General features: G+C 37.1%; 20 protein-coding genes. 7 read left to right on the forward strand and 13 right to left on the reverse strand.

Going from position 1 to position 25,913, the window contains the following annotated elements:
• Window positions 1–175 precede the first annotated feature (175 nt).
• Together ACFSO7_RS01895 and ACFSO7_RS01900 are read left to right on the forward strand one after the other, a co-directional pair.
• Complete coding sequence (locus ACFSO7_RS01895) at window positions 176–817, forward strand: YigZ family protein (RefSeq protein ID WP_377874832.1); 642 nt, start codon at window positions 176–178, stop codon at window positions 815–817.
• A 200-nt stretch (window positions 818–1,017) separates the two neighbouring features.
• Complete coding sequence (locus ACFSO7_RS01900; protein WP_377874834.1) at window positions 1,018–2,043, forward strand: LCP family protein; 1,026 nt, start codon at window positions 1,018–1,020, stop codon at window positions 2,041–2,043.
• A 143-nt stretch (window positions 2,044–2,186) separates the two neighbouring features.
• Here the strand turns inward: ACFSO7_RS01900 and ACFSO7_RS01905 are convergent, their stop codons facing one another.
• Window positions 2,187–2,609 carry a hypothetical protein gene (locus ACFSO7_RS01905; RefSeq protein WP_377874836.1) on the reverse strand — a complete coding sequence of 141 codons (423 nt, stop codon included), beginning with the start codon at window positions 2,607–2,609 and terminating at the stop codon, window positions 2,187–2,189.
• A gap of 182 nt (window positions 2,610–2,791) precedes the next feature.
• On the opposite strand from ACFSO7_RS01905, the gene ACFSO7_RS01910 reads away from it, so the two are divergent.
• Window positions 2,792–3,658: a helix-turn-helix domain-containing protein gene (locus ACFSO7_RS01910; protein WP_377874838.1), complete on the forward strand. Its 867-nt coding sequence runs from the start codon at window positions 2,792–2,794 to the stop codon at window positions 3,656–3,658.
• Window positions 3,659–3,754: 96 nt separating this feature from the next.
• Window positions 3,755–5,050, forward strand: a complete 1,296-nt coding sequence (locus tag ACFSO7_RS01915; protein ID WP_377874840.1) for an S-layer homology domain-containing protein — start codon at window positions 3,755–3,757, stop codon at window positions 5,048–5,050.
• A gap of 441 nt (window positions 5,051–5,491) precedes the next feature.
• On the opposite strand, the gene ACFSO7_RS01920 is transcribed toward ACFSO7_RS01915, so the two are convergent.
• On the reverse strand, window positions 5,492–6,583 hold the full coding sequence (locus ACFSO7_RS01920; protein WP_377874842.1) for a glycosyltransferase family 4 protein: 1,092 nt from the start codon (window positions 6,581–6,583) through the stop codon (window positions 5,492–5,494).
• A 364-nt stretch (window positions 6,584–6,947) separates the two neighbouring features.
• Between ACFSO7_RS01920 and secA2 the strand changes: the two genes are divergently transcribed.
• The gene (secA2, locus tag ACFSO7_RS01925) at window positions 6,948–9,293 is read left to right on the forward strand and encodes an accessory Sec system translocase SecA2 (protein ID WP_377874843.1); all 2,346 of its coding nucleotides are present in this window, start codon (window positions 6,948–6,950) and stop codon (window positions 9,291–9,293) included.
• Window positions 9,294–9,377: 84 nt separating this feature from the next.
• Window positions 9,378–10,256: an accessory Sec system S-layer assembly protein gene (locus ACFSO7_RS01930; protein WP_377875080.1), complete on the forward strand. Its 879-nt coding sequence runs from the start codon at window positions 9,378–9,380 to the stop codon at window positions 10,254–10,256.
• Window positions 10,257–10,908: 652 nt separating this feature from the next.
• Here ACFSO7_RS01930 and ACFSO7_RS01935 read toward each other — a convergent pair.
• Window positions 10,909–14,409, reverse strand: coding sequence for a S8 family peptidase (locus ACFSO7_RS01935; protein WP_377874845.1), 3,501 nt, complete (start codon window positions 14,407–14,409; stop codon window positions 10,909–10,911).
• Between the two features lie 408 nt (window positions 14,410–14,817).
• On the opposite strand from ACFSO7_RS01935, the gene ACFSO7_RS01940 reads away from it, so the two are divergent.
• Complete coding sequence (locus tag ACFSO7_RS01940; protein WP_377874847.1) at window positions 14,818–16,965, forward strand: 5'-nucleotidase C-terminal domain-containing protein; 2,148 nt, start codon at window positions 14,818–14,820, stop codon at window positions 16,963–16,965.
• Window positions 16,966–17,031: 66 nt separating this feature from the next.
• On the opposite strand, the gene ACFSO7_RS01945 is transcribed toward ACFSO7_RS01940, so the two are convergent.
• The 10 genes from ACFSO7_RS01945 to ACFSO7_RS01990 form a co-directional block, all read right to left on the reverse strand.
• The gene (locus tag ACFSO7_RS01945) at window positions 17,032–17,193 is read right to left on the reverse strand and encodes a YwzD family small protein (protein ID WP_377874849.1); all 162 of its coding nucleotides are present in this window, start codon (window positions 17,191–17,193) and stop codon (window positions 17,032–17,034) included.
• A 463-nt stretch (window positions 17,194–17,656) separates the two neighbouring features.
• On the reverse strand, window positions 17,657–18,811 hold the full coding sequence (locus tag ACFSO7_RS01950; protein WP_377874851.1) for a toxic anion resistance protein: 1,155 nt from the start codon (window positions 18,809–18,811) through the stop codon (window positions 17,657–17,659).
• A gap of 35 nt (window positions 18,812–18,846) precedes the next feature.
• Window positions 18,847–19,470 (reverse strand): 5-bromo-4-chloroindolyl phosphate hydrolysis family protein, encoded by a 624-nt coding sequence (locus ACFSO7_RS01955; protein WP_377875081.1) that lies wholly within the window; start codon window positions 19,468–19,470, stop codon window positions 18,847–18,849.
• A gap of 470 nt (window positions 19,471–19,940) precedes the next feature.
• The gene (locus tag ACFSO7_RS01960) at window positions 19,941–20,411 is read right to left on the reverse strand and encodes a VanZ family protein (RefSeq protein ID WP_377874853.1); all 471 of its coding nucleotides are present in this window, start codon (window positions 20,409–20,411) and stop codon (window positions 19,941–19,943) included.
• Window positions 20,412–20,443: 32 nt separating this feature from the next.
• The gene (gene galE, locus ACFSO7_RS01965) at window positions 20,444–21,451 is read right to left on the reverse strand and encodes a UDP-glucose 4-epimerase GalE (protein WP_377874855.1); all 1,008 of its coding nucleotides are present in this window, start codon (window positions 21,449–21,451) and stop codon (window positions 20,444–20,446) included.
• Between the two features lie 36 nt (window positions 21,452–21,487).
• Window positions 21,488–22,483, reverse strand: coding sequence for an LCP family glycopolymer transferase (locus ACFSO7_RS01970; protein ID WP_377874857.1), 996 nt, complete (start codon window positions 22,481–22,483; stop codon window positions 21,488–21,490).
• A 165-nt stretch (window positions 22,484–22,648) separates the two neighbouring features.
• Window positions 22,649–23,155 (reverse strand): D-glycero-beta-D-manno-heptose 1,7-bisphosphate 7-phosphatase, encoded by a 507-nt coding sequence (gene gmhB, locus ACFSO7_RS01975; protein ID WP_377874859.1) that lies wholly within the window; start codon window positions 23,153–23,155, stop codon window positions 22,649–22,651.
• Window positions 23,156–23,220: 65 nt separating this feature from the next.
• Window positions 23,221–23,880, reverse strand: coding sequence for an acetyltransferase (locus ACFSO7_RS01980; protein WP_377874861.1), 660 nt, complete (start codon window positions 23,878–23,880; stop codon window positions 23,221–23,223).
• Window positions 23,881–24,110: 230 nt separating this feature from the next.
• A complete protein-coding gene (locus ACFSO7_RS01985) occupies window positions 24,111–24,770 on the reverse strand; it encodes an acetyltransferase (RefSeq protein ID WP_377874863.1) in 660 nt (219 codons plus the stop codon).
• A 72-nt stretch (window positions 24,771–24,842) separates the two neighbouring features.
• Window positions 24,843–25,898: a glycosyltransferase gene (locus tag ACFSO7_RS01990; RefSeq protein WP_377874864.1), complete on the reverse strand. Its 1,056-nt coding sequence runs from the start codon at window positions 25,896–25,898 to the stop codon at window positions 24,843–24,845.
• Between the last annotated feature and the right edge of the window lie 15 nt (window positions 25,899–25,913).

The raw sequence follows: 25,913 nt of genomic DNA on the forward strand, positions 1-25,913 counted from the left end.
CCGTTGCCCATCTATCTTTTTTCCTATTTTTTTTGAAAAATAATCCAAGTAGCTTTTTTTGTTTTTCAGCAATGTTCAACCATTAGTATAGCACGACGCAAAAAGGGCATTACAAACATATGTTTATTCTTCTATAATAAAAGGTAATAATTACAGACTCGAAAGGAGAGATCTTATGCTCTCTCATTATTATACAGTAAAACCTTATGGTGAAAATGAAATTAATATAGAAAGATCTCGTTTTATTGCTTACGTCAGCCGGGCTGAATCAGAGGAACAAGCACAAGAATTTATTCAAACGATTAAGAAAAAGCATTGGGATGCCACACATAATTGTTCAGCTTATTTAATTGGCGAAAACAATCATATTCAAAAAGCAAATGATGACGGTGAACCAAGTGGTACAGCTGGTGTCCCTATTTTAGAAGTATTGAAAAAAAAGAATTTGAAAGACACGGTTGTTGTCATAACCCGCTACTTTGGTGGAATAAAATTAGGAGCAGGAGGACTTATTCGCGCCTATGGTAAAGCCACTTCTGAAGGAATAAAAGCAACAGGTGTCGTTAATCGCCAACTAATGAGAGTCATTCATACACAGGTAGACTATACTTGGCTTGGAAAAATTGAAAATGAGTTGCGAAACTCCATCTACCAAATCAAAGAAATTCACTATCTTGAACAGGTTGAATTCGAAACGTATGTCAAAGAAGAAGAAACAGGGATTTTTACTGACTGGATGATAGAGTTAACAAATGGTCAGTCTCAAATCAAAAAAGGCGATACTACTTATTTAGAAGAGGCAGTAGCAGTAAATTAAGGTAATTAAATCCTCTAAAAACGTAAAAGCACCTAATAATTTGAGTATATTAATTGGAACAATTTGCAAAATTGTGAACTTCGACAATTTCCTCCAAAAAATTTCATTTTACGAAAGTTGAAAAAAACGGTAAAATGAAATTTGGCGAATAAAGAATTTTATTTTGAATTTTATTTTGCTAATAAAGGAGAATAATAGATATGTCTAATGATAGACGCACTCTTAATATACAAAAAAAGAAAAAGGGCCGAAAAAAATGGCTGCTTTGGATATTAACTCCATTACTACTCATTCTAATATCAGGAACTGTTTACGGCACTTACCTATACAATAAAGCTGAAGATGTTGTAAGTAAATCGTACAAACCTATTGATCGAACATCAACTATACGTAGTAAAGATGTTCATCCTGAAGTAGATAATATTACCGTCCTTTTCGCTGGTGTCGATGATAGTGATTCCCGTAATTATAATGCTGGATCACGAACAGACGCCTTAATGATGGCTACTTTTAATAAAAAGCAAAAGTCCGTTAAATTGCTTAGTATCCCACGTGATTCCTACGTGTATATTCCTAGTAAAGGATATGAGGACAAAATCAACCATGCCTATGGCAAAGGTGGGATTGCGTCAACTATTGATACAGTGGAAGGGTTACTAGATATCCCTGTCGATTACTATGTGAAAATGAACTTTGAAGCTTTTATCGATATTGTTGATGCTTTAGGTGGTATCCAAGCTGAAGTACCTTATAACTTAAGTGAAAAAGACTCTAAAGACAGACGTAACGCGATCAACCTAAAAAAAGGGATTCAGAATTTAAACGGCGAACAAGCGCTAGCATTAGCTAGAACACGTCATTATGATAGTGATATTGAACGCGGCAAACGACAACAAGAAATTATTAAATCGATCATGACGAAAGCAACTGCTGCAACTTCAATTACTAAATACTCAAGCATCCTTGAAGCCGTTGGTAATAACATGGAAACGGACCTTTCGTTTGATGAAATGAAATCTTTCTTTGATTATGCTAAAGCTGGTAATCAATTGAACATCGAACAACTTAGTCTGAAAGGCTCTAATTCTACCATTGATGGAATCTACTATTACCAATTGGATGAACCAGAGCTAGAATTAATAAAATCCAAACTAAAGTCACAGCTCGAAATTGGTAGTTCAACCGATAGTAGCGCAAACGACGTAGTAGAAAATACTGCAAGCTAAAGCTGGCCATTGGGTCAGCTTTTTTTCAATTTCGGTTTTGCCCCTCCCCATTTTTCAAAAAAAGATCACTTCGAACTTTCGAAGTGACAAATGAGAGAAATAATAGTGGGTTAATGGAATCACCAATATTAAAAAATTGATAACTATCCATTAAAAACAGATGGCAGCTCTGTCTGAAATACAGACGGTAGTTCCGCTGTAAAAACAGATGGTAGCTCTGTCTGGAACACAGACGGTAATTCAGCTGTAAAAACAGATGGCAGTTCTGTCTGGAACACAGACGGTAATTCAGCCGTAAAAACAGATGGTAGTTCTGTCTGGAACACAGACGGTAATTCAGCCGTAAAAACAGATGGTAGTTCTGTCTGGAACACAGACGGTAATTCAGCCGTAAAAACAGATGGTAGCTCTGTCTGGAACACAGACGGTAATTCAGCCGTAACAGATGGTAGCTCTGTTCCATCGACATCACCATTACCTTTACTTGCTTCAAGTCCACTTGTTGCAGATAAACTTAAAATAGCGAATAGAGCTGTAAATCCGAAAATTAATAAAAGCTTTTTCATTCTTTACCTCCTGCTATAAAATTTTTTAACTACAAAACGACTTAACCTTATTAAACCATAAATTGAAATTAAAGTATTTTGGCGTTATTGACGATTTATTACTATTTTTCGAGTTAAATCTATCATTTACTCTCTAGCATCATCCATAATATAATTATAGGAATATTTAAGAGGTGACATGGATGGATTATTTAGCGATTGGAGAAAAAATTAGAGAACTGCGTAAATTACTTGATTTGACTCAAATGGATTTAGCAAATGGAATTTGTACACAAGCCCAAATTAGTAAAATAGAAAATGGGGACATCAATCCATACAGTTCTACCTTATACCAGATTTCACAGCGATTAGGGGTAGATGTCAACTACTTCTTTGATATCGGTTCGACTCCAAGACTTGATTATGTAAATGAAGTTAGCCGACAATTAATGATTGCCAGAAGAAATGTTAACTACGAGGAAATGAAGCAATTAGTCGAAAATGAGGAACAAAATCCTTTATTTACACAAAATCGTAAAAATCTGCAATTGTTATTATGGCACAAAGGGATTTACGAATATAAATTATTTCGAAGAATTGAACGATCGATTGAACTATTAGATGAGGCTATTACACTTACACATACAAAGCATTGGACAGAGCGGGAAATTGAAATTTATATAAGTAAAGGAGTCATCCTTTTTGAAGAAAATCAATTGGAGGAGGCACTGTCTATTTATAATCCGGCTAAAGAACATTTGAGACTCCTTCCCCATCTTCAAGATAAAACGATTATCAGCAGACTATATTACAACATTGCACGAACACTCACTCGGCTTCAGGATTATGAACAATCCATTACAATTTGCAAAGAAGCTATTAACTGGTGTATTGAGAAGGACAATCTATATTTGCTTGGTGAACTGCACTACCATATCGGATATAACTACGAGCTGCTAAATAATTTAAAGCAGGCAAAAGCTTATATGGAGAAATCGTTAATCATCTTTGAGCTCCAAGCCGATCAAAAATACATAGCATTTATTCGGACGAAAATGAAAGATTGGTAGTTGGCTAGTTTATTTATAATCGAAGGAATAATTCACTAAAATGTCGAATGTAATAGGTTGAAGAAAAATTAATCTTTCACAAGAGGAGTGAATACTTTGAGAATACCTCATTTTAGTAAATTCATTGTTTGGGTGGCTACTTTAACCCTATTGTTAGGGATTGGTGCCCCTACCATAGCTCAAGCAAATACACAAAAGGTTAACTATGTGGCATTAGGTGATTCATTAGCCGCAGGTATGACCCATGAAACGGATTTAGCAAAAAAAATCAGCAAAGGGTATACAGGCATGATTGCAGATGCTCTTGAAAAACAAGGCACTTTAGAAAGCTACACAAACAAATTTGCAGTACCTGGTTACACCACTCAAAATGTATTGGATGATCTTGTTAATAACAAAGCGATTGACGAAAAAAAAATCCAAGATACAGTCAAATCAGCACATATCATCACGCTATCTGCTGGAGGCAATGACTTCTTACAGGCTGCAAAGATTGATAAGGAAAAAGGAACAGTAACCATTACCCCGGCGCAAGCTTTTCAAGTTGCAGGAAAGATCGAAGCTAATCTGGCAAATATTTTTAAAACAATAAAGGAACTGAATCCTTCTGCAAAAATATACATCTTAGGCTATTACAACATCCTACCTTATCTATCGGCCGAACAACAGCCATTAGTTAAGCAAGTTCTAGAATCTCTAAATGGAATTATCCACAGAGTGGCGAATGAAAACAAAGCAACTTACGTACCACTATACGGTCTTTTCGATGCAGATGTCGCTAAGTATTTACCAAATAAAATGGACATTCATCCATCCCTTGATGGATATCAATTGATTGCCGATGCCCACTTAAAGGCGTTTAAAACAACACCGAATTTCGAGGATGTAACCGAAACTCATTGGGCTTATAAAGAAATTATGCAGCTTGTTGAAGGAAATGTTTTAAAAGGTGTGTCTAATTCCGAGTTTGGTCCTGAAAAAACGCTTACTCGCCAAGAAGCAGCTGAAGCAATTTTCCAACTTATCCCATTAGAAAATTCAGTTCCACCAAACCCAGGCTTTACTGATGTAGCAGTGGATCACGAGTCTTACCCTGCTATTGCCAAACTTACTCAAAAGGGAATTTTCGCGAAGGCTGAAAAGTTTAATCCCGATGCACCTTTAACAAGAGCACAAATGGCAAAAATTTTAACACTTGCTTTTCAACTAAAAGGTAATCAATCAGCGAATTTCAAAGATATATCTGCTAATCATTGGGCAAAAACATATATCGATGCTCTATTCACTTCAAAAGTAACAACCGGCTATTCGAATCATACGTTCAAACCTGCAGCAAATACAACAAAAGCGGATTTTGCGGTGTTTTTAGTAAGAGCATCCTCTGTTAAGTAGATATCTTCGGCCATTCCTTAAAGGGATGGCTTTTTATTTGTGGATAACTGCTGGGGAATGGGGAGAACCTTTTAGAATTTGTGACAAAGTCCGATAGAATTGTGAACTTGTCCGATAGGCGGCTGAATTTGTCCGATAGAACGCATGAATGGTCCGTTAGCCGACTTAATTTGTCCGATAGACTGTATTTGTGAGGCGAAAGTCGCCGTGAGCTACGTGATAGAACTTCATTTATTCCACTAAAATTAAGTTAGCCTGTGAGAAATGTGGGTAATTCGGTTGATAAGTGGACTTTTTTTAAGTGAAACGGCTTCATTTGTTGATAACTGATCAGGATTTTCCCGACTATTCAATATAAATCTGTTGATAACTTCACTTATCAACAATTCCTCCAATAAAAAACCCTTTAGAGATTAATTTCTCCAAAGGGTTGATGTTTTATTAACGGTTTCTCGCAACATTATACTTGATACCTCGTGCAATCTTATGCAGTGGACGGTGATCTTTGCCCATGAGGCCAATTTTTTCAGCAAATACTTCAATGACAAGAAGCAATACCGCAATGACCACGAATGAGCCCCAAATCTTCGCTTGCGAGAAGATAACAGCTACTAAACCGAAGAAAGCAGCTAAAGCATAAATCATTAATACCGTTTGACGGTGTGTATAGCCTAAACGCAACAAACAGTGATGCAAATGTGATTTATCTGGTGCAGACAACGGTTTCTTATTAACAATCCGGCGAATAATCGCAAAGAATGTATCAGAAATCGGCACACCGAGGATAATAACGGGAACAATGAATGAGATTAAGGTTACGTTCTTAAATCCGAGTAACGATAACACGGAGATAATATAACCTAGGAACAACGCGCCTGTATCCCCCATGAAAATCTTAGCAGGATGGAAATTATAGATCAAAAATCCAAGTGTACTTGCCATTACAATCGAACCCATGGCAACCACATACGTATCACCCATAATGATTGCCATACCAGAAATGGTAAGCAATGCAATAGTGGAAACGCCCGCTGCTAAACCGTCTAGACCATCGATCAGATTGATGGCATTCGTGACACCAACGATCCAAAGAATCGTAAGCGGAATACTTAGCATTCCGAATTCTACGGAGCCATTGAAGAACGGAAGGTTAACTTCGGTAACATGTACGCCGCCCCAAAGGACAACAACAAGGGCTGCAGCAATTTGACCGAAAAATTTAATTTTCGCTGAAAGCTCAATGATATCATCCAATATACCCGTAATGATAATGATGACACTCCCAATTAGAATCGCTGTGTTAAGAGAGGAAGTATCTAGGTTCGGATCATAAATATCAAATGGTCTTAAAACAATCACGCCCACGATAAAACTAATATAGATAGCCAAGCCACCGAGGCGCGGCATAATTTTTTCATGAACTTTCCGTTGATTGGGTTTATCTGTTGCGCCAATTTTAAAGGCTAATTTTTTCACTAGCGGTGTGATTAAAATGGAGGTAACAAAACAAATAAACATGGTCAAGTAAATCATGTAATTCCTCCTTGAATATTAGCATAACCATTCCAAAACAATTTCCAACATATAAATGATGTATTTTTCGACATTAATTAACAAAAAATAGGACCACACAAAATGGATTATAGCATACTCGCCCATACTCTTAAACAACTATTTTGCTAATCTTAGAAACTTAAATGTTTAGTCACACTCTCTTAACAAATTCGTTACATACTGATTTTTTATGTACGTCGTATTAGGCTCATCCATTATTTGACGAGGGATTCGCAAGAAAGTTTCACATTTCTTAACAAATTTTGTTATTATTCTAATCTGTACTATAATAATAAAATAAATGGTATACTAATAGACGAATTTGCATAAGGAGCGTAAAAAAATGCTTTCACTGCTAAAAAAAACATTCGGTGATTCCAATGAACGCCGTCTCAAAAAATATAAAAAACTTGTTGATAAAATTAATGCCATAGAACCTCAGCTTGAACAGTTAACGGATGAGGAACTCAAGCAAAAGACTTTTGATTTTAAAAATCAATTAGAAAACGGTCAAACGGTTGAAGACATTAAAGTAGAAGCATTTGCTGTCGTACGTGAAGCTTCTAAACGTGTACTTGGAAAACGTCATTATGATGTGCAATTAATTGGTGGTCTTGTCCTAAGTGAAGGAAATATTGGAGAAATGCCGACTGGAGAAGGGAAAACACTTGTTGCCTCTCTTCCAAGCTATCTTCGCGCACTAGAAGGTAAAGGCGTTCATGTAATCACGGTGAATGACTACTTAGCAACACGTGACCGTGATGAGATCGGAAAAATCCATGAATTCCTTGGACTCACTGTTGGACTTAATATTCCAATGATGCAGCCTGAAGAAAAAAAGCAAGCATATGAAGCAGACATTACTTACGGAATCGGCACAGAATTTGGCTTCGATTACTTAAGAGATAATATGGCTGGAGATGTTTCGCAACGTGTTCAGCGCCCCTACCACTTTGCCATCATTGATGAAGTAGACAGCGTATTAATTGACGAAGCAAAAACACCGTTAATTATTGCAGGCAAAATGCCATCTAACTCTGACCTTCATTATATTGGCGCAAAGTTAGCCAAACGATTCAAATTAGATGTCGATTATGAATTTGATGAAGAAACAAAGGCAACAAGCTTAACCGATGAAGGTATCGAAAAAGTGGAAAAGGCTTTTGGCGTCGATAATTTATACGAATTAGAGCACCAAACGTTATATCATTATATGATCCAAGCTGTTCGTGCTCATGTGATGTTCGAGCGTGACGTCGATTACATTGTCAAAGACGGTGAAATCATGCTTGTCGATATGTTTACTGGACGGATTATGGAAGGTCGGACATTAAGCGATGGGCTCCATCAAGCGATTGAGGCTAAAGAAGGACTTGAAATTACCGACGAAAATAAATCACAAGCAACGATTACCATTCAAAACTATTTCCGTATGTATCCACTTCTATGTGGTATGACTGGAACAGCCAAAACAGAGGAAAATGAAATTCGTCAAGTTTACGGGATGTCTGTTATTCAAATTCCAACGAATAAGCCTGTAATCCGGGATGACAGACAAGATCGGATTTATAAAACGAAAGATCAAAAATATCTTGCCGTAACTAAGGAAGTAAAAGAATGTCACGAAAAGGGGCAGCCTGTCTTAGTCGGTACGACTTCCATTCTGCAATCTGAAAAAGTGGCTGAATATTTAACAAAAGAAAATCTTCCGTTTGAACTATTAAATGCGAAAACGGTTGAACAAGAAATTCGCCTGATTTCTCAAGCAGGTCAGTTAGGCCGGATTACGATTGCGACGAATATGGCTGGACGTGGTACAGACATTCTTTTAGGAGAAAGCGTTCCAGAGCTTGGTGGACTCCATGTTATCGGCACAGAAAGACATGAAAGCCGTCGCGTTGATAATCAATTAAAAGGCCGTGCTGGTCGTCAAGGGGACCCAGGATCAAGCCAGTTCATCATTTCCTTAGAAGATGATATGTTCCGTCGATTCGCGAAGGAAGAATTGGAGAAATTATCTCCAAACCTTACTTCGAATGATGAGGGTCTAATTCAAGATAAAAAAGCGAAGGAATTTGTTGATCGGGTGCAACGAATTGTTGAAGGCTCCAATTCCTCCTTCAGAGAATATAATTTAAAGCTAGATGATGTCATAAACGAACAGCGTAATGTTGTTTATCATCTACGTAACAAGGCCTTAGAGGAAGATGATTTAGTTTCTATCGTTATTCCAAGGATTGAAGCAACAGCCCATCATCTGATCACGAAATATTGTTCAGATGAAGTGATCCCAGAGAAATGGCCACTGCCACAACTAAAAGCTGAGATTGAAAATATCCTAATTGATAAAGAGATTAACTTCCCTAGTGACCAATATGAGCTTGAAGACATTCAAAAAGTGGTCATGGCAAGTATCCATGAACATATCGAAGTACTTCAAACTTATGTTGAAAATGAGAATCTTCAATACGGGTTAAAACAAATCATGACTGCAGTTATCGATCATAATTGGATCAAGCATTTGGAGAATATGACCCGTCTAAAAGAAGGAATCGGCATGCGTCATTACCAGCAAGAAGACCCAATGCGACTATATCAACAAGAAGGTTTAGAATTATTCGAACAAATGTATGCTCAGCTTTCCAAAGAAATGAGCATTCACACTACTGCTCTGATTAAAAATTTGTAAGGTTTAAAAAGGCATTAAGGGGCAGGTTAAGTCATTTCTGCCCCTTAAATTTATTGCGATAAGAAAGGATACATACTTATGTCAATGCTATCTTTTTTCAAAAAAAAGAATAAAAGTGGAAAAGACAGTACGATTTCTTCAAAAGAGTTACTAAAAGATGTAACTGAACTACAGGACGAATCTGAAATTACAACAGAATTATCTATCCATCCTAGTCTCGACATTCCTCAAGAGCAGCAATATGTACTTAGATTTTTAAATAATGATCTTCCCCCACTAAAGCCTAACCAAATTTCCTTGGCTGGAATTGAGCTGCATCAAACAGGTGATGCCGTGATTGTCTCTGCTTTTGTACGTAATAGCCTACTGCAAGCGGTACGATTAAATCAAACACATTTATTATTAATCGGTCCAAACGACGAGAAACTCGCTCGTAAGGCTTTTGATTTATCAGAACTTGGGGAGTTGCCAGCGAGAAGCAGTCGTCCATGGAATTTCACTTTTGAAAAATCAACTCTATTAACTGAAGAAATTCCTAAAGAGGGATGGAAGCTTGCATTTGAACTTAAAACGAAGCATCGATTAGACTTGGCAGAATCATGGGAGAAAAGCCTCTCCCCTGAAGATAAGGAAAAACTAACAACTATGGTCGAAAAAATAGATCCTCCAAAAGAGGGTGAAGTTAATTTCCTTGGATTACAGGCAAAAATCACAGAACAGAAAGAATTACATGTAACGATGTTGATTCGAAATGGTAGTGACAAGAATATCAAGTTGGAGCAGCTTCCATTACTGGTTGAGGATGCGACTGGCGACGCTATCGCAAAAGGTGGATTTAAGCTTGAAGATTTTGAGGTAAAAGCTAACACAAGCAAACCTTGGACATTCATTTTTCCAGAGTCATTATTATTAAAGGAATCTCCTGACTTAAGCCGTTGGAAAGCATCTGCTATACAAGGCTAAAAACAAGATGCGTAAGCGCCTTGATCAGCCCCGATAAAGAAGACTGGTCGATTGGCGAGAGTAGCGAAGCCAGAGACCCTAGTCGCACTTATGCAAACCGTTCTATGGTTTGCCAAGCAAATGCTTCACGGGCCCGGAAAGTAGTTCTTTGACTTTTTGGGCCCGCGAACATTTGACCTCGAGGTCGACAAGAGCGCGACGTCCTGTCGCATTGTCGACACTTGTACATCCTGTACGTCGGGGCTAGGCGCTGGAGCTGGATTACGATAAACTTCTTCAGAGTAAACCACATCTTGTTATTTTATAAAATCTTTAAGCTAAAAAAAAATCTGAGCCCATTGGCTCAGATTTTTATATATCAAGGTATAATTGTCATAAAAAAAAATGATGAGTACCTACTAATGTAGGTACCCCCCACCGGCCTGAACCCAACCATTTTTAATTATATAGGGTAGAACAAAACAGGAATTGTCTCTACTTTTTTATTTTATCACATAACAAACGATATACAAGGTTAAATTTGGGCAAAATGGAATTTTTAATTAAAAATATTATCGATATTTCTCGTAAAAATAAAACAAATTTTGCAAATACTCACTTAGCGACTACAACATAAAAACAAGCTGTTCCTAAGAACAGCCTGCTTTTCGAACTAGTTCATATATACCTTTAACTTATACGGTGTGATTGTTGCGTTACCAAAGAAATCCTTAACTTTCACATGGTACGTACCTTTTTTGAGGCTAACGGACATTACTTCCGCATCACCTGCTGGATAGAAATCAGCAGATGAAATCAATTTACCGTCTTGATATAGTTCAATTTGTCCATCGATTTCCAGCGATGTCTCTAATTTAATCGTCCCACTTGCATTTTTGTCCAAAGTTAACGTATACCAATCTTCATCACCGAAGTCAATTCCTGCATTGAAATTTCCAGCTGATTCCCAAAGTTGTTTGTTAATTTTTTTAAGAGCAATTGGTTTTGATGGTTTATTATTAACGACTTTGTTTCCAGCGTCCTCATCCTTAGCATCCACCGCACCAATGGAAACTTTATAAGGCATCAAGGTTAAAGGAACGATGCTTTCTGTATAGCCAGCTACCGTAATAATATAATTCTTGCCTTTTTCCGCTTTAAACGAACCGAATGTAACCCCATTTAAACCACCTTTTTGAATCATTTGAACCGAATTATTTTCACTAATATCTAGTTTACGGTTATTATTCGTATCTTCAAAGATAGTCATATAGCCATAGAACGGGCTAATAATTTCTTTCGGTAATTTATTCAACTTTTCGTCTAATTTTCCACGTTCGATCTTCACACCATAAACTTGTTCGGATTTAGATTGGAAGTAGAACACATCTTGGTCATTCGGCATTGCAAAATTTCCTTCGAATACAAGTCCTGGGATATCCTTCACGTTTTCAGTTTCATTGTTATCTTCATATTTGTCACCAGGATTTTCAATTAAAAGATTAGAAGTAAAATTATAAGGATCAAAGGATATCTTATTGTCAAACCAGCTTGTGCTTACTTTGACATAATATGTTTCCCCTGCCAGTAATCCTGTAAGGAGCTTTTGAGTCATTTCAGGAGCTGACCATCCATAATTCATGTTTGATCCAATAATATTTAAATTGGAGTATTCTTCCCCTTTATCATCCTTCTGTTTCTTCAATTGATATACTTCCATCATTGGTAAATCAGTGGAATTGGTAAAGTTGAACTCATAGATTCCTGTTGCAGTTGGAGTAACCGTAAACCAATCCTCATCACCCATAAATTGAAGGTAACCATTAGAAGCATCACTGATAGCATGAGGTCTTGCCGCTTCTTTTATTTTTGTAAAATATTCGTCAAACCATGGATCGTGAGCAGCTTTATAAGTATTAAGCTTGTTAATGATTGTTTCTGTCTTTATTTCTTTCGTTTCTTGACCAGGCATTTCACCCATCATTGGATAGTTATCTTCGTCTGTTGGCAATACCTTTCCATCAATATTGACGGAATATGGAATAACAGATGCTTCCGCCTTAGCAGGTTCACTCATTCCCATATAAGGGTCAAACATTCCATAATAGTTATAGAAATTTGTTGGTTTGTTTGAAACTTTAATTACATATGGAATTTCTGGTTCAGCTACAAATGTTAATACTTCTCCTTCACTAATTCCTTTCGAATTAGCAGAGAACATCGGATAAATTTCTTCTTTAGGAACTTCATGTGCCGCAGTAACCTTCCCCTCTTCTGGTTGAGCTGGAGGAACTAGCATATCTGCAGTATATACGCTAATACTTGAGTTAACACCTGGGACAGCACTTGTGTTAATTTTAATGACTTGCTTTTCCTTCACTGAGAATTTCAGATAGTCATCGTCGCCTTCTTCTCCAGTGAATGTCATTGGAATTTCTTTCGATTGGAATGGAAGCTCCTTTACTTCAATTGGAGCTTCTAATGTTGATTCATCCTTCGGAAGCTCCGTTAGTTTTTCAATGGATAAAGTATACTGTGATAATTTCTTATCCGAATCATCATAGCTGCCATTCACGTCTTTCACACCGATGGCGACTGTACCGCTAAATGGTGCTTTTATCAGCTTACCTTCCGCTTTACCTTCACGGACTTCATTCACATTCTCCATATACTTTCCGTCTTTAGAATAAAAATGAATCATCATTTTGTAATCATAAAGTCGGGAAGCATTTAATACGGCTTGAATCGATTGACCTTCTTCAACCGTAAATTGTACCCAATGCTCTTCATATGGCGCTGTAATGGATTCTGTTTCTAAAACGGCTTGTTTATTCGGATTAATTTGCTTTGCTTGTGCTAATATTTCTTTTTCTGTTAATGGTTTTAAGGTGCTTTTCGGTAGCTTATTTATATCAAAATTAAGAGCCGCAACAGGGTCGATTAACCCATTGGCAAACTTCACATCGTAGCCAGGATCTCCTAAATCTTTCGCTGTATGCTCAAGGATATATTCCACTTGAGCAGGAGTAAGATTAGGGTGTTTTGTTAATAGCAAAGACGCTACCCCCGCCACCACTGGTGAGGCCATTGAAGTACCGCTCATTTTTCGGAAAGAAGATAGTTTTTCAATTTCATAAATACTACTATATACTTCTTCACCTGGTGCAACTACATCTACAGAGGTACCGAAAGAGGAATAAGTAGAAAGCTCCTTTTTCGCATTGGTTGATCCAACACTAATAACTCCTTCATAGCCTGCTGGGTAGTTGGTCCAGTCGCTTCCCTCGTTCCCTGCTGCCGCAACAACGACTATATTTTTTTCAACGGCCTGCTTAACAGCATCCTCAATTAAAGGAGAAGTAAAAGGACCGCCAAGACTCATATTGATAACCTGCGCACCACTTTTAATTGCTTGTAGAATCCCTTGAGCGATGGCATAATCGGTAGCGCCCCAGCCACGATCAAATACATCTATTGGGATAATCGTTGCATTCGGATTAATTCCATAACCGCCAATTCCGTTATCCTTTTTACCAGCAATGATCCCTGCTACATGCGTACCATGGGAATCCGGCAAACCAGGATTGATCGGACTTACCGTGTTAAAGCTTGGCAATAATTGTCCCTTAAGTTCTGGGTGCTTGCTGTCCATACCAGTGTCAATGACAGCCACTTTTACTTTATGGCTTCCTGCAAGCTTTTGAGCCTTTTCTATTTGAAGCTGTGAGAGATGGTATTGTTCCCCTACTTTAGGATCTGCCATACCGTAAGATTTATAGAGTACAGATGGACTGACAGAAACGACTGAATTCAGCTTTTGATAATTAGAAATAACATTATGTAATTTCTTTTTATCCTGAACTTTAACCACTGCATAATTTAATTCGGAGATTTGTTTTACTAACGTTGCACCCATTCGTTGATGATCGGCGACTGTTAGTGGCTTTTGATAACGTATAACTAATGTATCCTCGCTAAATGGAGATTGCTTTGCTTCATCTATTTTCTGTTGTAACCAAGGCTGATTCATATCGATTGAGGCAGCCGTATATTTGTTCACTAAACCCTTCGTTGATAATGGCTCAGCAAGTGCATTTACTGGAGCAAGGGCTACACCAGCTAGCAAACTTGCACTTAAACCAACCGTGGCAACCTTTTTCTTCCACTCTCTCATTTCCATCCTCCTAATCTCTCCTAAAAAACTGACTGTCATTCTATACTAAACTCTAAATCTCATAGACACAACAGGTAAAAGGGATTATTTTCCACCCAATTCACCCAATTAAAATTTCGACACCTTAATAGACGATTATAACCACAATTTGGTTTCAAAAAAATAGAAAAGAATTGTGACAAATTTCTTACTAAATAAATAATACGCTTTACCCCTTTAAAGCACCGGGGGTCAGTCCCCCGGAACGTTAAAGCACTAAAGTGTATTAAAGTAATGTAAAACTATTAAAATATCTCTGCAATAAGGAGGTTACTTTGTTACAATTATTATTGGAAACTACTATTTCTACTTTTCGCTAGGTATAGAATAGTAGTCTTTAAATCACAAGAATCGAGGAGGAAGTAAAGGATGAATTTCACTAAGTCTTACAGAAAGTTGTTAGCAACAGCTACTACCGCTACTCTTGTTGCAGCTGCGATGACACCTGCTGCCTTTGCAGCGGATAGTCAATTTACTGATGTGCCAGATAGTCATAAAGCAGCGGTTGATTTTCTAATATCTAAAGGAGCTACAGGAAAATCAGCTACCCTTTTTGGAATCAACGATTCGATCAAGCGTGCAGATGCAGCGATTCTACTAGCCAAGGTTCTTGGATTAGATACAGAAAATACTCCTGATGCAGACTTTACAGATGTACCTGAACAAGCCAAAGGCGCCGTTAATGCGTTGAAAGCAGCAGGAATCACTTCTGGAAAAACAGCCACAACCTTTGGTTCTGACAGCACGATTTCTCGTGGTGAATTAGCGATTTGGATTACAAATGGCTTCAAGCTAATCGGTCAAAAGGAATATACTTATACAGATGTAAATAGCAAATATGGAACAGCTATTCAATCTATCGTAGCAAACAATGTAATCAAGGGCATATCTCAAACGAAATTTGGATTTAATCAAAGTGCAAATAGTGGCGAAGTGGCTATTTTCCTTTATGCTGCAGCTCAAGCCATTGAAAAAGGTAAATTAGATTTGACGATTATGCACACGAATGACACCCATGCAAACGCTGCAAGATTTGCTAAACGTGCAACGGCAGTGAAAGAAGTTCGTGCCCAAAAACCAAATAACCTTTTAATTGATGCTGGGGATGTTTTCTCAGGTACATTATATTTTAACGAGTTCCAAGGACAAGCTGACCTCGAATTAATGAATTATCTTGGCTACGACATGATGACATTCGGTAACCATGAATTCGATTTAGGCGCTAGTCCTGATGGACATAAAGCTCTTTCCGAATTTGTGAAAAAAGCGAAATTCCCGTTCATCAGTGCCAATGTTGATTTTTCAAAGGATGCTTTATTTAACGGCTTACAAAACCGTGGCACTGTAGCTGAGAAAATTGAAAATGGACAAATTTTTGACGGAATCATTAAAGTTGTTGACGGTCAAAAAGTGGGTATTTTCGGTCTAACGACAGCAGAAACCGCTGGCATTTCCAGTCCAGTTAACGTAACCTTCAGTGATTATGTGAAGGAATCAGAAAGAATGGTACAAGAGTTTAAAAAGCTTGGTGTGAACAAGATTATCGCCGTATCGCATTTAGGCTACGATGATAATGTTGCGTTCGATAACGATTTAGAGTTAGCTAAGAAGGTAGAAGGAATTGACGTCATCATCGGTGGTCATACTCATACGAAGCTAGCTGAACCTACTGTCATTAGTGAAGGAAAGCAAGAGCCTACGATCATCGTTCAAGCTTATGAATATGGTCAAGCTCTAGGTACATTAGATGTTACTTTCGACTATTATGGAAAAATTACTGGCCATGCAGGCAAACTAATCGTGACAGACGATAAAGCAACGATTGAAGAGGATGCTGGTGCGCTAGAAATCTTAAAACCATATAAAGAACAAGTAACAAAGCTTCAAAACCAATCCATTGGAGCGGAAACAACGACTAAACTTGATGGCGAACGTGCTAATGCTCGTACGAGAGAAACAAATTTAGGAAATTTAATTACGGATGGAATGTTGGCGACAGCGAAAACAATTAACCCTGACACAGTAATCGCCTTAACAAATGGTGGCGGAATTCGTGCGTCTATTGATGCTGGAGATATTACATTAGGGGAAATTTTAACCGTTATGCCATTCATTAACACTTTAGGGATTATGAATTTAAAAGGCTCTGAAATTAAGACAGCTCTAGAGCAAAGCGTAAGCCAAGTACCTAAAGAAAACGGTGGTTTCTTACATGTATCTGGATTAAAATTCACGTATGACAGCAGCAAAGAAGCTGGAAAGCGAGTTGTATCTATTGAGGTAAAAGGTAAAGATGGCAGCTTCACCGCTTTAGATGAAAGCAAAAATTATATCGTTGCCACGAATACCTTTACAGCTAAAGGTGGAGACAATTATGACGTATTTAAGAAAGTTTATGCCGAAGGTCGTGTAAGTGAGCCTGGTAATGTCGACTATGAAATGTTCCGCGACTATTTACAAACATCTAAGAAAATTGATGTTAAAGTTGAAGGTCGAATTGTAGATGTGAAGAAATAAATAAAAACAAAAAACACAGTAGCCTTACTCATCCTGAGTCTGGCTATTGTGTTTTTTTGTTTTCTATTAAACTTTTACAAGTGAGACTTCTTCCTTTTCCAATATAACCTTGATTTTCTCCTTTAACTCCTCCACCATGACATCTGCTGTCATTGATTCACTATTTATTCCTCTTTCATAGGCTTCGAAGATAATGGAAAGGATTTTTTCCTTTTGTTCGTTAGACATTTTACCAATAACCTTCCATTTGAAATTCTTAACTCTACTATAATGGTAAATTCGACATTTGAATAGTTTTATTGTCACATTCTAATAAAAGTACCAAAAAAGCAACTGCTCACCTTCAAATAAAAATTGGTAACAGTTACCTTTCTCTTTACCCCTTTAAAGCACCGGGGGACTGACCCCCAGCCGTTTAACGCGTTAAAGGGGTGGGGGTCAGTCCCCCGACGGTTTAGTGCGTTAAAGTGAGATTTTTAAAAGATAAGCATAACATTTTCGGACTTCGAAATTGTCCAGCGCAAGCGTCCTAGCCCCGACGTACAGGATGTACTAGTGTCGACAATGCGACAGGACGTCGCGCTCTTGTCGACCTCGAGGTCAAATGTTCGAAACCCAAAAAGTCAAAGAACGACTTTCTTGGTTTCGAAGCATTTGCTTGTCGGGGCTGATCAAGGCGCTTACGCTTTTCTTATTCGCCTTTGATTTCGAGTAGTTTGACTCTTAGTTGGCCTTCCATTTGTGCAAGTTCATGTTCAGCTTGACGACGTTTGTTTCGTCCGTCTTCTTGAATGCGTAGTGTTTCTTCAAGTGTAGAGATAAGGCTTTCTTGGGTTTTCTTTAATGTTTCGATATCGACGAGGCCACGCTCGTTTTCTTTTGCGGTCTCGATCGTATTGGTTTTCAGTAATTCTGCGTTTTTTAATAGCAGCTCATTCGTTGTTTTCGACACTTGCTTTTGCGCCTCTACCGCAGAACGCTGTCTTAACAAAGTTAGCGCAATTGCCACTTGGTTTTTCCAAAGCGGAATCGCTGTGACGATGGACGATTGAATTTTCTCGACGAGCACTTGGTTTGTATTTTGAATCAAACGAATTTGCGGCGCGCTTTGAATCGTCATTTCACGGCTTAATTTCAAGTCATGTAAACGTTTATCCAGTCGGTCCGCAAACTGGATCATGTCGCTCACTTCTTGGAACTTCATTTGATCGTTTGTCGCTTCCGCTTCTTTTCTTAAAGCAGGAATTGTCTTCCCGTGCAATTCTTCTAGCTTAATCTCTCCCGCTGCAATATACACATTCAAAGCATGGAAATATTCCTTATTCGTTTCATAAAGCTTTTCCAACATGACAATATCTGATAAAAGGACATTTTTACTACGATCCAGCTTCACACTGATGCGATCAATTTGCGCACCTGTCTTTTGGTACTTCGATAATACCTCTTGAACAGAGCCTGAAATCTTCCCGAACATTCTTCCAATTAATGAGCGCTTCTCCGGACTTAACTCGTCTGGGCTCATCTCATTCAAGCGCTTCATTAAATCAGCGATGATTTCCCCGACCTCACCTACATCTTTCTTCTGTACATGCTCGAGCATCGAATGCGAAAAAGACAATAGCTTTCCTTGCGCCTGTGACCCGTATAAAATCATGGATTGATGATTTTTCGGATCAATTTGCGCAGCTAGCTGATAAGCCTTCGCTTTGTTTTCTTCTGGAATTACATCAATTAATTTGACCGGCTTCTCTTCTACCGATTGCGGTACAGATACTTCTTCTTTTACATCTCCAAATGGATTAGCAAGTATATCGTCTAATAAATTACCTGTATTTTGTTCACTCATTTTTTAACCCCCTAAGGATTTCGGGTGCACTGCCCCTATTTTTTCAATGTATTAATTGTATTCTTTGCGACATCAATTTCAAAATTAAGATGATCAATATCGTCTGAAATGACTTGATGCAAATCATTTTCTAAAATTTGTGCTAATTCACTTAATGTACGACGTGTCTCGTTCAGGGATAGTTCCAGCTCGTGATTCTTCTTTGGCTGTGACGCTAAAAAGGCGTATTTTTCTGTTAACTCTAAAATTGAATCAAGATGAGAAAAGTAAAAGGGCTCAGCCTTGTAAAATCGCTTCGGCTCCATTTTCGTTAGTCGGTAAATTTTCCGAGTAACTCGCAGCACATCAATTCGTTCTTTTAATGAAGGTATATGGCGAATCTTAAATAATGACTTATTCAAGCGAGCAATTTTCGGCTTCGCTTCCTTCAAATTCTTCTTTATATATACATATTCCTTTCGAGTGAGCTGGTGTTTTTTCAAGAATCGGTGTTTCGTGTACACACCTGTTCCTAAAAAGGCAACCGCTCCACCTCCAACTGAAATGGCAGAGGAAAGTAGTAAAGTTTGACCGAATGCAAAAAAACTCACTGGCAACACAATGAACGCCGTTGGCAAAGCTACAGACGTTCTTATAATAAATGAAAGAAACGGATTCATCATAATCAACTCCTAGTTCGAGCAAAAAATATCTTACTATTTCATACGAATGAAAAGGAAAAAATGTTTCGTATGTCGATAAAAATTTTCACGAAATTCTATAATTCAACAATACACGATTTTTGTCTTGCTTTCCATTAGTCTGTATCTGTAAATCAATCTAGGTCTTGAGACGTAGTTTATTTATCTTGATTACAATTACATCCATTAAGTGTGTTTTCATTCTATTAATCTACATCCTTATAATCTGAGAAAATTTATCTACGGGGAGGTCTCTTATTATGAAAGGTTATTACATATTAGGAGGGAAATACCTGAGGAAAAATAAACATGCGGGGCAATTCACCCATCTTCATTCGACTATACATTCAATTTGATGAAGCTTATATCATGAGACTCAATTCAATCAAATGTTTGATTGAATTGAGTAACTCCTTCTCTTACTAGTCTTCTTATATATTTTTCTAAATCTATGATTTCTTCATTTTTCGCCTTATTTGACTCGCTACGCTACACAAGCCTAGCCCTGTCACTGCTCCAGCGCTATCAATCAGCACATCCTTCACTTGACTACCTCTCCCAGGAACAAATAGCTGGTGTATTTCATCGGTAATTGCGTAGAGGACACAAACAAGGAGTGCCCATGAAAAGGCTTTATACTTATTCATCCCACTTTTCTTCAATGCCATCCAAATGAAGCAAGCAAGGATGAGATAAGTGAAAAAATGAGCATTTTTTCTAACGATATGATTTAGTCTATCTGTACTCAGATCCATTCCCAGAGACACTTTCTCTACTGTTTCTACAACCGTCTTTGTTACTCCTTTACTTAGTTTGTTCGATTGAGAGACTGGCTGTGCAGATAGACTAAAAATAAGCATCATCTCCAATAATACGGCGATCCATAATAAAAGGGCTTTAGACTTTCTCCCGTTAGACACAAATAATTTCATCCCTTTTTGTAGACAATTTATCAATAATCAACTTTTATTAACTCACCATACCCATTTGGATGAGTCGAATGCCACTTCCAAGCATCTTGAATGATTTTGTGGATCGATGTGCGAGTTGGTTTCCAGTCAAGAACTTGCTTTGCTTTTTCGGAAGACGCTATAAGCTTACTCGGATCACCCTCTCTTCTTTCTGCTACTATTGCAGGAATGGGATGACTTGTTACCTCCCTAGCCGCATCAATGATTTCTTTTACCGAAAAACCGCGGCTGCTGCCAAGGTTAAAGATGTTACTTTTACCTCCGGCTTGCAAATATTTTAATGCAAGAATATGTGCATCAATTAAATCTTCTACATGGACGTAATCCCGTATGCACGTACCGTCTTCTGTTTCATACTCATCACCGAAAATAGAGATGTATTCCCGCTGTCCTAAAGCCACTTGAAGAATCACCGGAATCAGATGCGTTTCAGGATCATGAGCTTCTCCGATCTCCCCTGTTGATCTTGCCCCCGCTACATTAAAATAGCGAAGCGAAACAAACTTTAAACCGTGTGCCACATCGCACCATTTCATTAATTTTTCCATCGTTAATTTCGTCTCACCGTAAGCATTGGTCGGAACGGTCAGCATATCTTCCCTAATCGGCATCACCTCTTGTTCTCCGTAGGCGGCAGCAGTGGATGAGAAAACGATCTGTTTCACCCCGAATTCAACCATTACATCCAATAATATTTGCGTTCCGTATACATTATTATCAAAGTATTGGATCGGATTTTCCATCGATTCACCGACAAGAGAATAGGCGGCAAAATGAAGTACGGCCTCTATCTTTTCCTTTTGGAATACATGCCGTAAAAATTCTTTATCTCGAATGTCCCCGTGAAAAAATTTCGCTTTCGGATGAATGGCTTGGGCGTGACCTGTCTGTAACGAATCGATCACAACGACATCATACTGGTTCTCGATCAGCTGGTAAACCGCATGGGAGCCAATATAGCCTGCTCCTCCTAGAACTAGAATACTCATTTTTACACCTCCAAGTTCATGCTCGAATCAATATCATCACCAGTTATGAATAATTTCCTTCACTTCTTCCATATTAGGAATCCAATAGTAAAGCTTTCTCCTTAATATAGGATCCTGAGCTATATCAGAGTGACCAGGCACTTGAAAATAATGAAGCTGTTCTCCTGACATCCCTTTATAGATAAAGGCAAGACTTAAGATATCCATTTGGGTAAAATTAGTGTCTACTATATCTCGTTTAATCCTAGAATATAACGAGGGTAATCGCGAAATATTGGATGGTTGCAATAATTTTTGAGCCATTGATTGTAAAATCAGCATTTGACTTTCTTGTCTACCGAAATCACCATTTTGTAGATGATACCTTTCTCTAGCAAAAGCTAGAGCTACCTCACCATTAAATTCTTGATGTCCCTTCTTTAACACAACATCATCGTTTATCTGAACTGAATAAGGCAAATCAATTTCCAAACCACCTATATCATCAATAAATTTCACAAATCCATTAAAATCCGTTTTTACATAATAATGAATAGGAATCCCCAATAAATCAGCAACGGCTTGAATTGATGCCTCCGTACCATCCCGACTTTCACCCGACAGTTCTGCCATAAAATGAGCATGATTAATCTTCGTTAGTCCGATGCCTTGAAGATGAACCTGGGTGTCACGTGGAATCGACAAAAGATTGACGGTTTTCTTTTCAGGGTTAATATTCGCAACCATAATTACATCTGTTCGTGTCGCTTTTGAATGTTCACCATCTAACCCTAATAGTAGGACATTGAATGGCTCGATGGCCTTTTCACTTGTTGGTTTTCTATTTTCACTTGGCTTTGAGGGATTTGGGGGTATGTCTTTTTCCTGGATAGTACGCGCGGGCTCGGCTAAAGTTTCAACCTTTTTGAAATGTTGACTTGGTTGGATTTTCTTGTATCCGTACGTTGCACCAAGAACAAGTAAAACGAAAAGGATACCAAATCCCCAAAATAACCATCTAGTTGTTTTTCTAGACTTTTTTCTGCTCTCCATTCACTTCTCCCCCCCCCCTTTTATTCCATCAAGATTACTATTAATAAATACAGAAAATAAAAAATGGAAGTGCCTGATAATGGCTACTTCCATTTTTTATACATTCATCCATTTTATGTCTCAATCGTAAGGTTCCCTCTAACTCCTGTTAGGAAGACAGTTAACCTATAAGATGCGTTGATCAATCATAAATTCAAATAAATTCCCCGTACTAAATTTATATCCTCTTAAACCAACTGCAGCTGCAGCTTTCATATCACTATCTTTATCTCCAATAAAATAACTTCTATTTATATCTATTCTAAACTCAGACAGTGCCTTATTGATTAGACCTGGTCTTGGTTTTCGACATTCACACAATGTTTTATATGGACTGAAACCAATGGTTGGATGATGTGGACAATAGTAAAAGGAATCGATTTGTACATCATGCTTTTGATACAACACATCATTCATCCAATTATGGAGGTCTTTTACATCCTCTTCTGTATAATAACCTCTTGCCACTCCAGACTGATTTGTTATCACTATAATAGTGTATCCATTACTTTTTAAGTGTTTTATCGTCTCAACAGCCCCAGCAATCCATTTAAAATCATTTGGTTTATAAACATATCCAGAATCCTCATTTAAGACACCATCTCGGTCAAAAAAAATGGCTGACTTTTCCAAAACGATCACCTGTTTAAGTAACAAAATTATTTGTTAAAGCTGTATATCAATTAGCTACAGCAAATTTACCTACTTATTCGATCGCTGGTAATTTTAGTTAACGTAGCATAATTACCTTTGTATACTTCTTTTGGCTTTGTACTATTATTAACAAAACTTCCTGCTCCGATAAATGTATCATCTGCAATTTCTATACCATCGCGTATCGTTGTACTTACACCAATAAAACAATTATCTTTAATAATTGCATTCCCAGCAATTACTGAGTATCCAGCAATGAAATTGTTGTTTCCAATTTTCGCATGATGACAAATTTTACTTTCACCCCCAAGTATATTGTTATCTCCTATCTCTACAAATGGTTGTAGGGTCACGTTTTCAAGTATAAAACAATGTTCACCTATTTTTACATTATCGAAAACCGTAGCTTTAGAGCTTATATAACTCGCTAATCGAAAACCCTTTTCCTTCGATTCTTTCACCTTATTTTCTCTCACACGATTCATTTTTTTGGCAGTCAATGCAGCAAAAAAGTCGACTTCATCAACATTTATATTATTTTCAATAGTTTCAAACTCATATACCGGAAGTCCATAAAACTCTTTCGTATTCATATATTCAGCATCAACAGTGAATCCTATTACATCGTACTCTGAATCATTAGTGAAATAATAATGAGCTAATTCCGCTGTTTTCTCAGTTCCGAAAATAACCAATTTCTTCATAGCCCTCTCCCAAAATTATTATTTTTAAAATCAGTAATTCTAACACTCTGTCACCCAAGCGTTTCAAGACATGAAAAAAGGAGTACCTCTCCAAATCCTTATATAATGTAAGTGAACAAACTCAACATTATGCAAAGAAAAGAGATTTCCTCCCATGTCTATTACACGATTATTTAAAAATACTGCGGGTTTTTGTAAAAAATCCTCCTATATATCATAGATAGTTAGATTCATATTTTAATTTGATCACTATTTAACTGAGATAAATTAGCATAATTACTCTTATAAACCTCTTTTTGGTTTGTATTTCTACTAATAAAACTTGCTGCTCCGATCAGAGTATAATTTGCTATTTCTATACCGTCACGTAATGTAGAATTAACACCAATAAAACAATTATCGCTTATCCTAACATTTCCACTAATTACAACATGTGAAGTAATGAAATTATTATTCCCGATTTTTGAATGATGTCCAACATGGTTTCCACTCCACAGGATGTTGTTATCACCGATCTCCACAAAAGGCTGTATGTTATTATTTTCAAGTATAAAACAATGTTCACCTATCTTTACATTATTAAAAATAGTAGCTTTCGAACTTATATAGCTCGCTAATCGAAAACCTTTTTCCCTGGCATTTTTAATTTTAATCTCTCTTATCTCATTCATTTTTGTGTAAGTCAATGCAGCAAAGAAATAGACTTCATCAACATTTATATTATTTTCAATCGTTTCAAATTCATATACCGGCAGGCCGTAAAATTCTTTTACATTCATGTATTTTCCATCAACAGCGAATCCTATTACTTCATATTTTGAGTCATTTGTAAAATAATAATACGCTAATTCTGCCGTTTTTCCAGTCCCGAAGATGATCAACTTCTCCATAATTTTCCTCCCGGAATTTTCATTTATTAAATCCTGATTTATTTGAACATTTACTTAATCTTAAGTAATTAACTATACTCCCCAGCTCTCAACATATTGACTAGCAATCTTTCTATAATCATGTGTTTCCTCAATAAATGTCCGAGATGCCTGGCTCATGTCTTGCATTTGATTTTTGTTCTCCAATATGTTTTCAAATTGATTTAGAATTTGGTTTACATCGGGAGTAATATTGATAACCGGACAATTGCCTAGCTCTAGTTCTTTTAATGCTTCTGGTTCAGAACCACTCATGACAATTTTTCCTTTAGCCATGGAATAAACAGCGTTCATTCCATATGAATACGATCTGCACTGGTCAATGACTACGTTTGTTTTCGATAGGACCTCTAAATATTCATTTAGCGGTAAAAAATCCGCATAGATCATTTCTACATCATTTGGATACTTTTTTTGAAAGATATTCATTGCTTCTTTTATAACACCTGTACCTTTAAATTTAGGCCTATTTGATGCATGATAAAAAACGATTTTGTTCTTCAAAGTATTTTTTTCGTATTGAATTTTATCTGTGTTGATAGGATAAGTAATCGTGTGATTCATTTTATGCGAAAAATCACTGTTCCTATAGCTTTCTGCGTACTCGAACATAACCGGGATAACTCCATCAATTTTTCTCATGAATTTGTTATGAAGATATAAATCAAGTTTATTTGTATACTCTAGTTTTTGATTATCCATTTGATATTCATCAAGTGGTGTGTATTTATTCATTTTGCCAGATAGGACATATTTAACTGACTCTACATCGTCCCCAGCAGCTAGACAGAATATTTTTTTATTATTTTTGAAGATGGAGTTATAGAAAAAAGCACCAAATTTATGTGAAACATATGGATTAATAAATTGGACAATATCATATCCTTTAAAACTTCTTAAATTTTTTACTAATCGGATAAATTTTGCTATTTTATTCTTTGATTTTAATGTTAAATCGATATCACTATTAATTTTCTTATTCCAGTCACCATCTGAAGCGACTAATACTTCATGACCTAACTCTACTAACCCTTCCTTTAGATTCCGATGTAATCCACTGTATTCCCCTAATAATAGAATTTTACTCAAAAAACAATCACCTCA

The sequence above is a fragment of the Bacillus sp. CGMCC 1.16607 genome, from assembly GCF_042683745.1.
Lineage (GTDB): Bacteria > Bacillota > Bacilli > Bacillales > Cytobacillaceae > Pseudoneobacillus.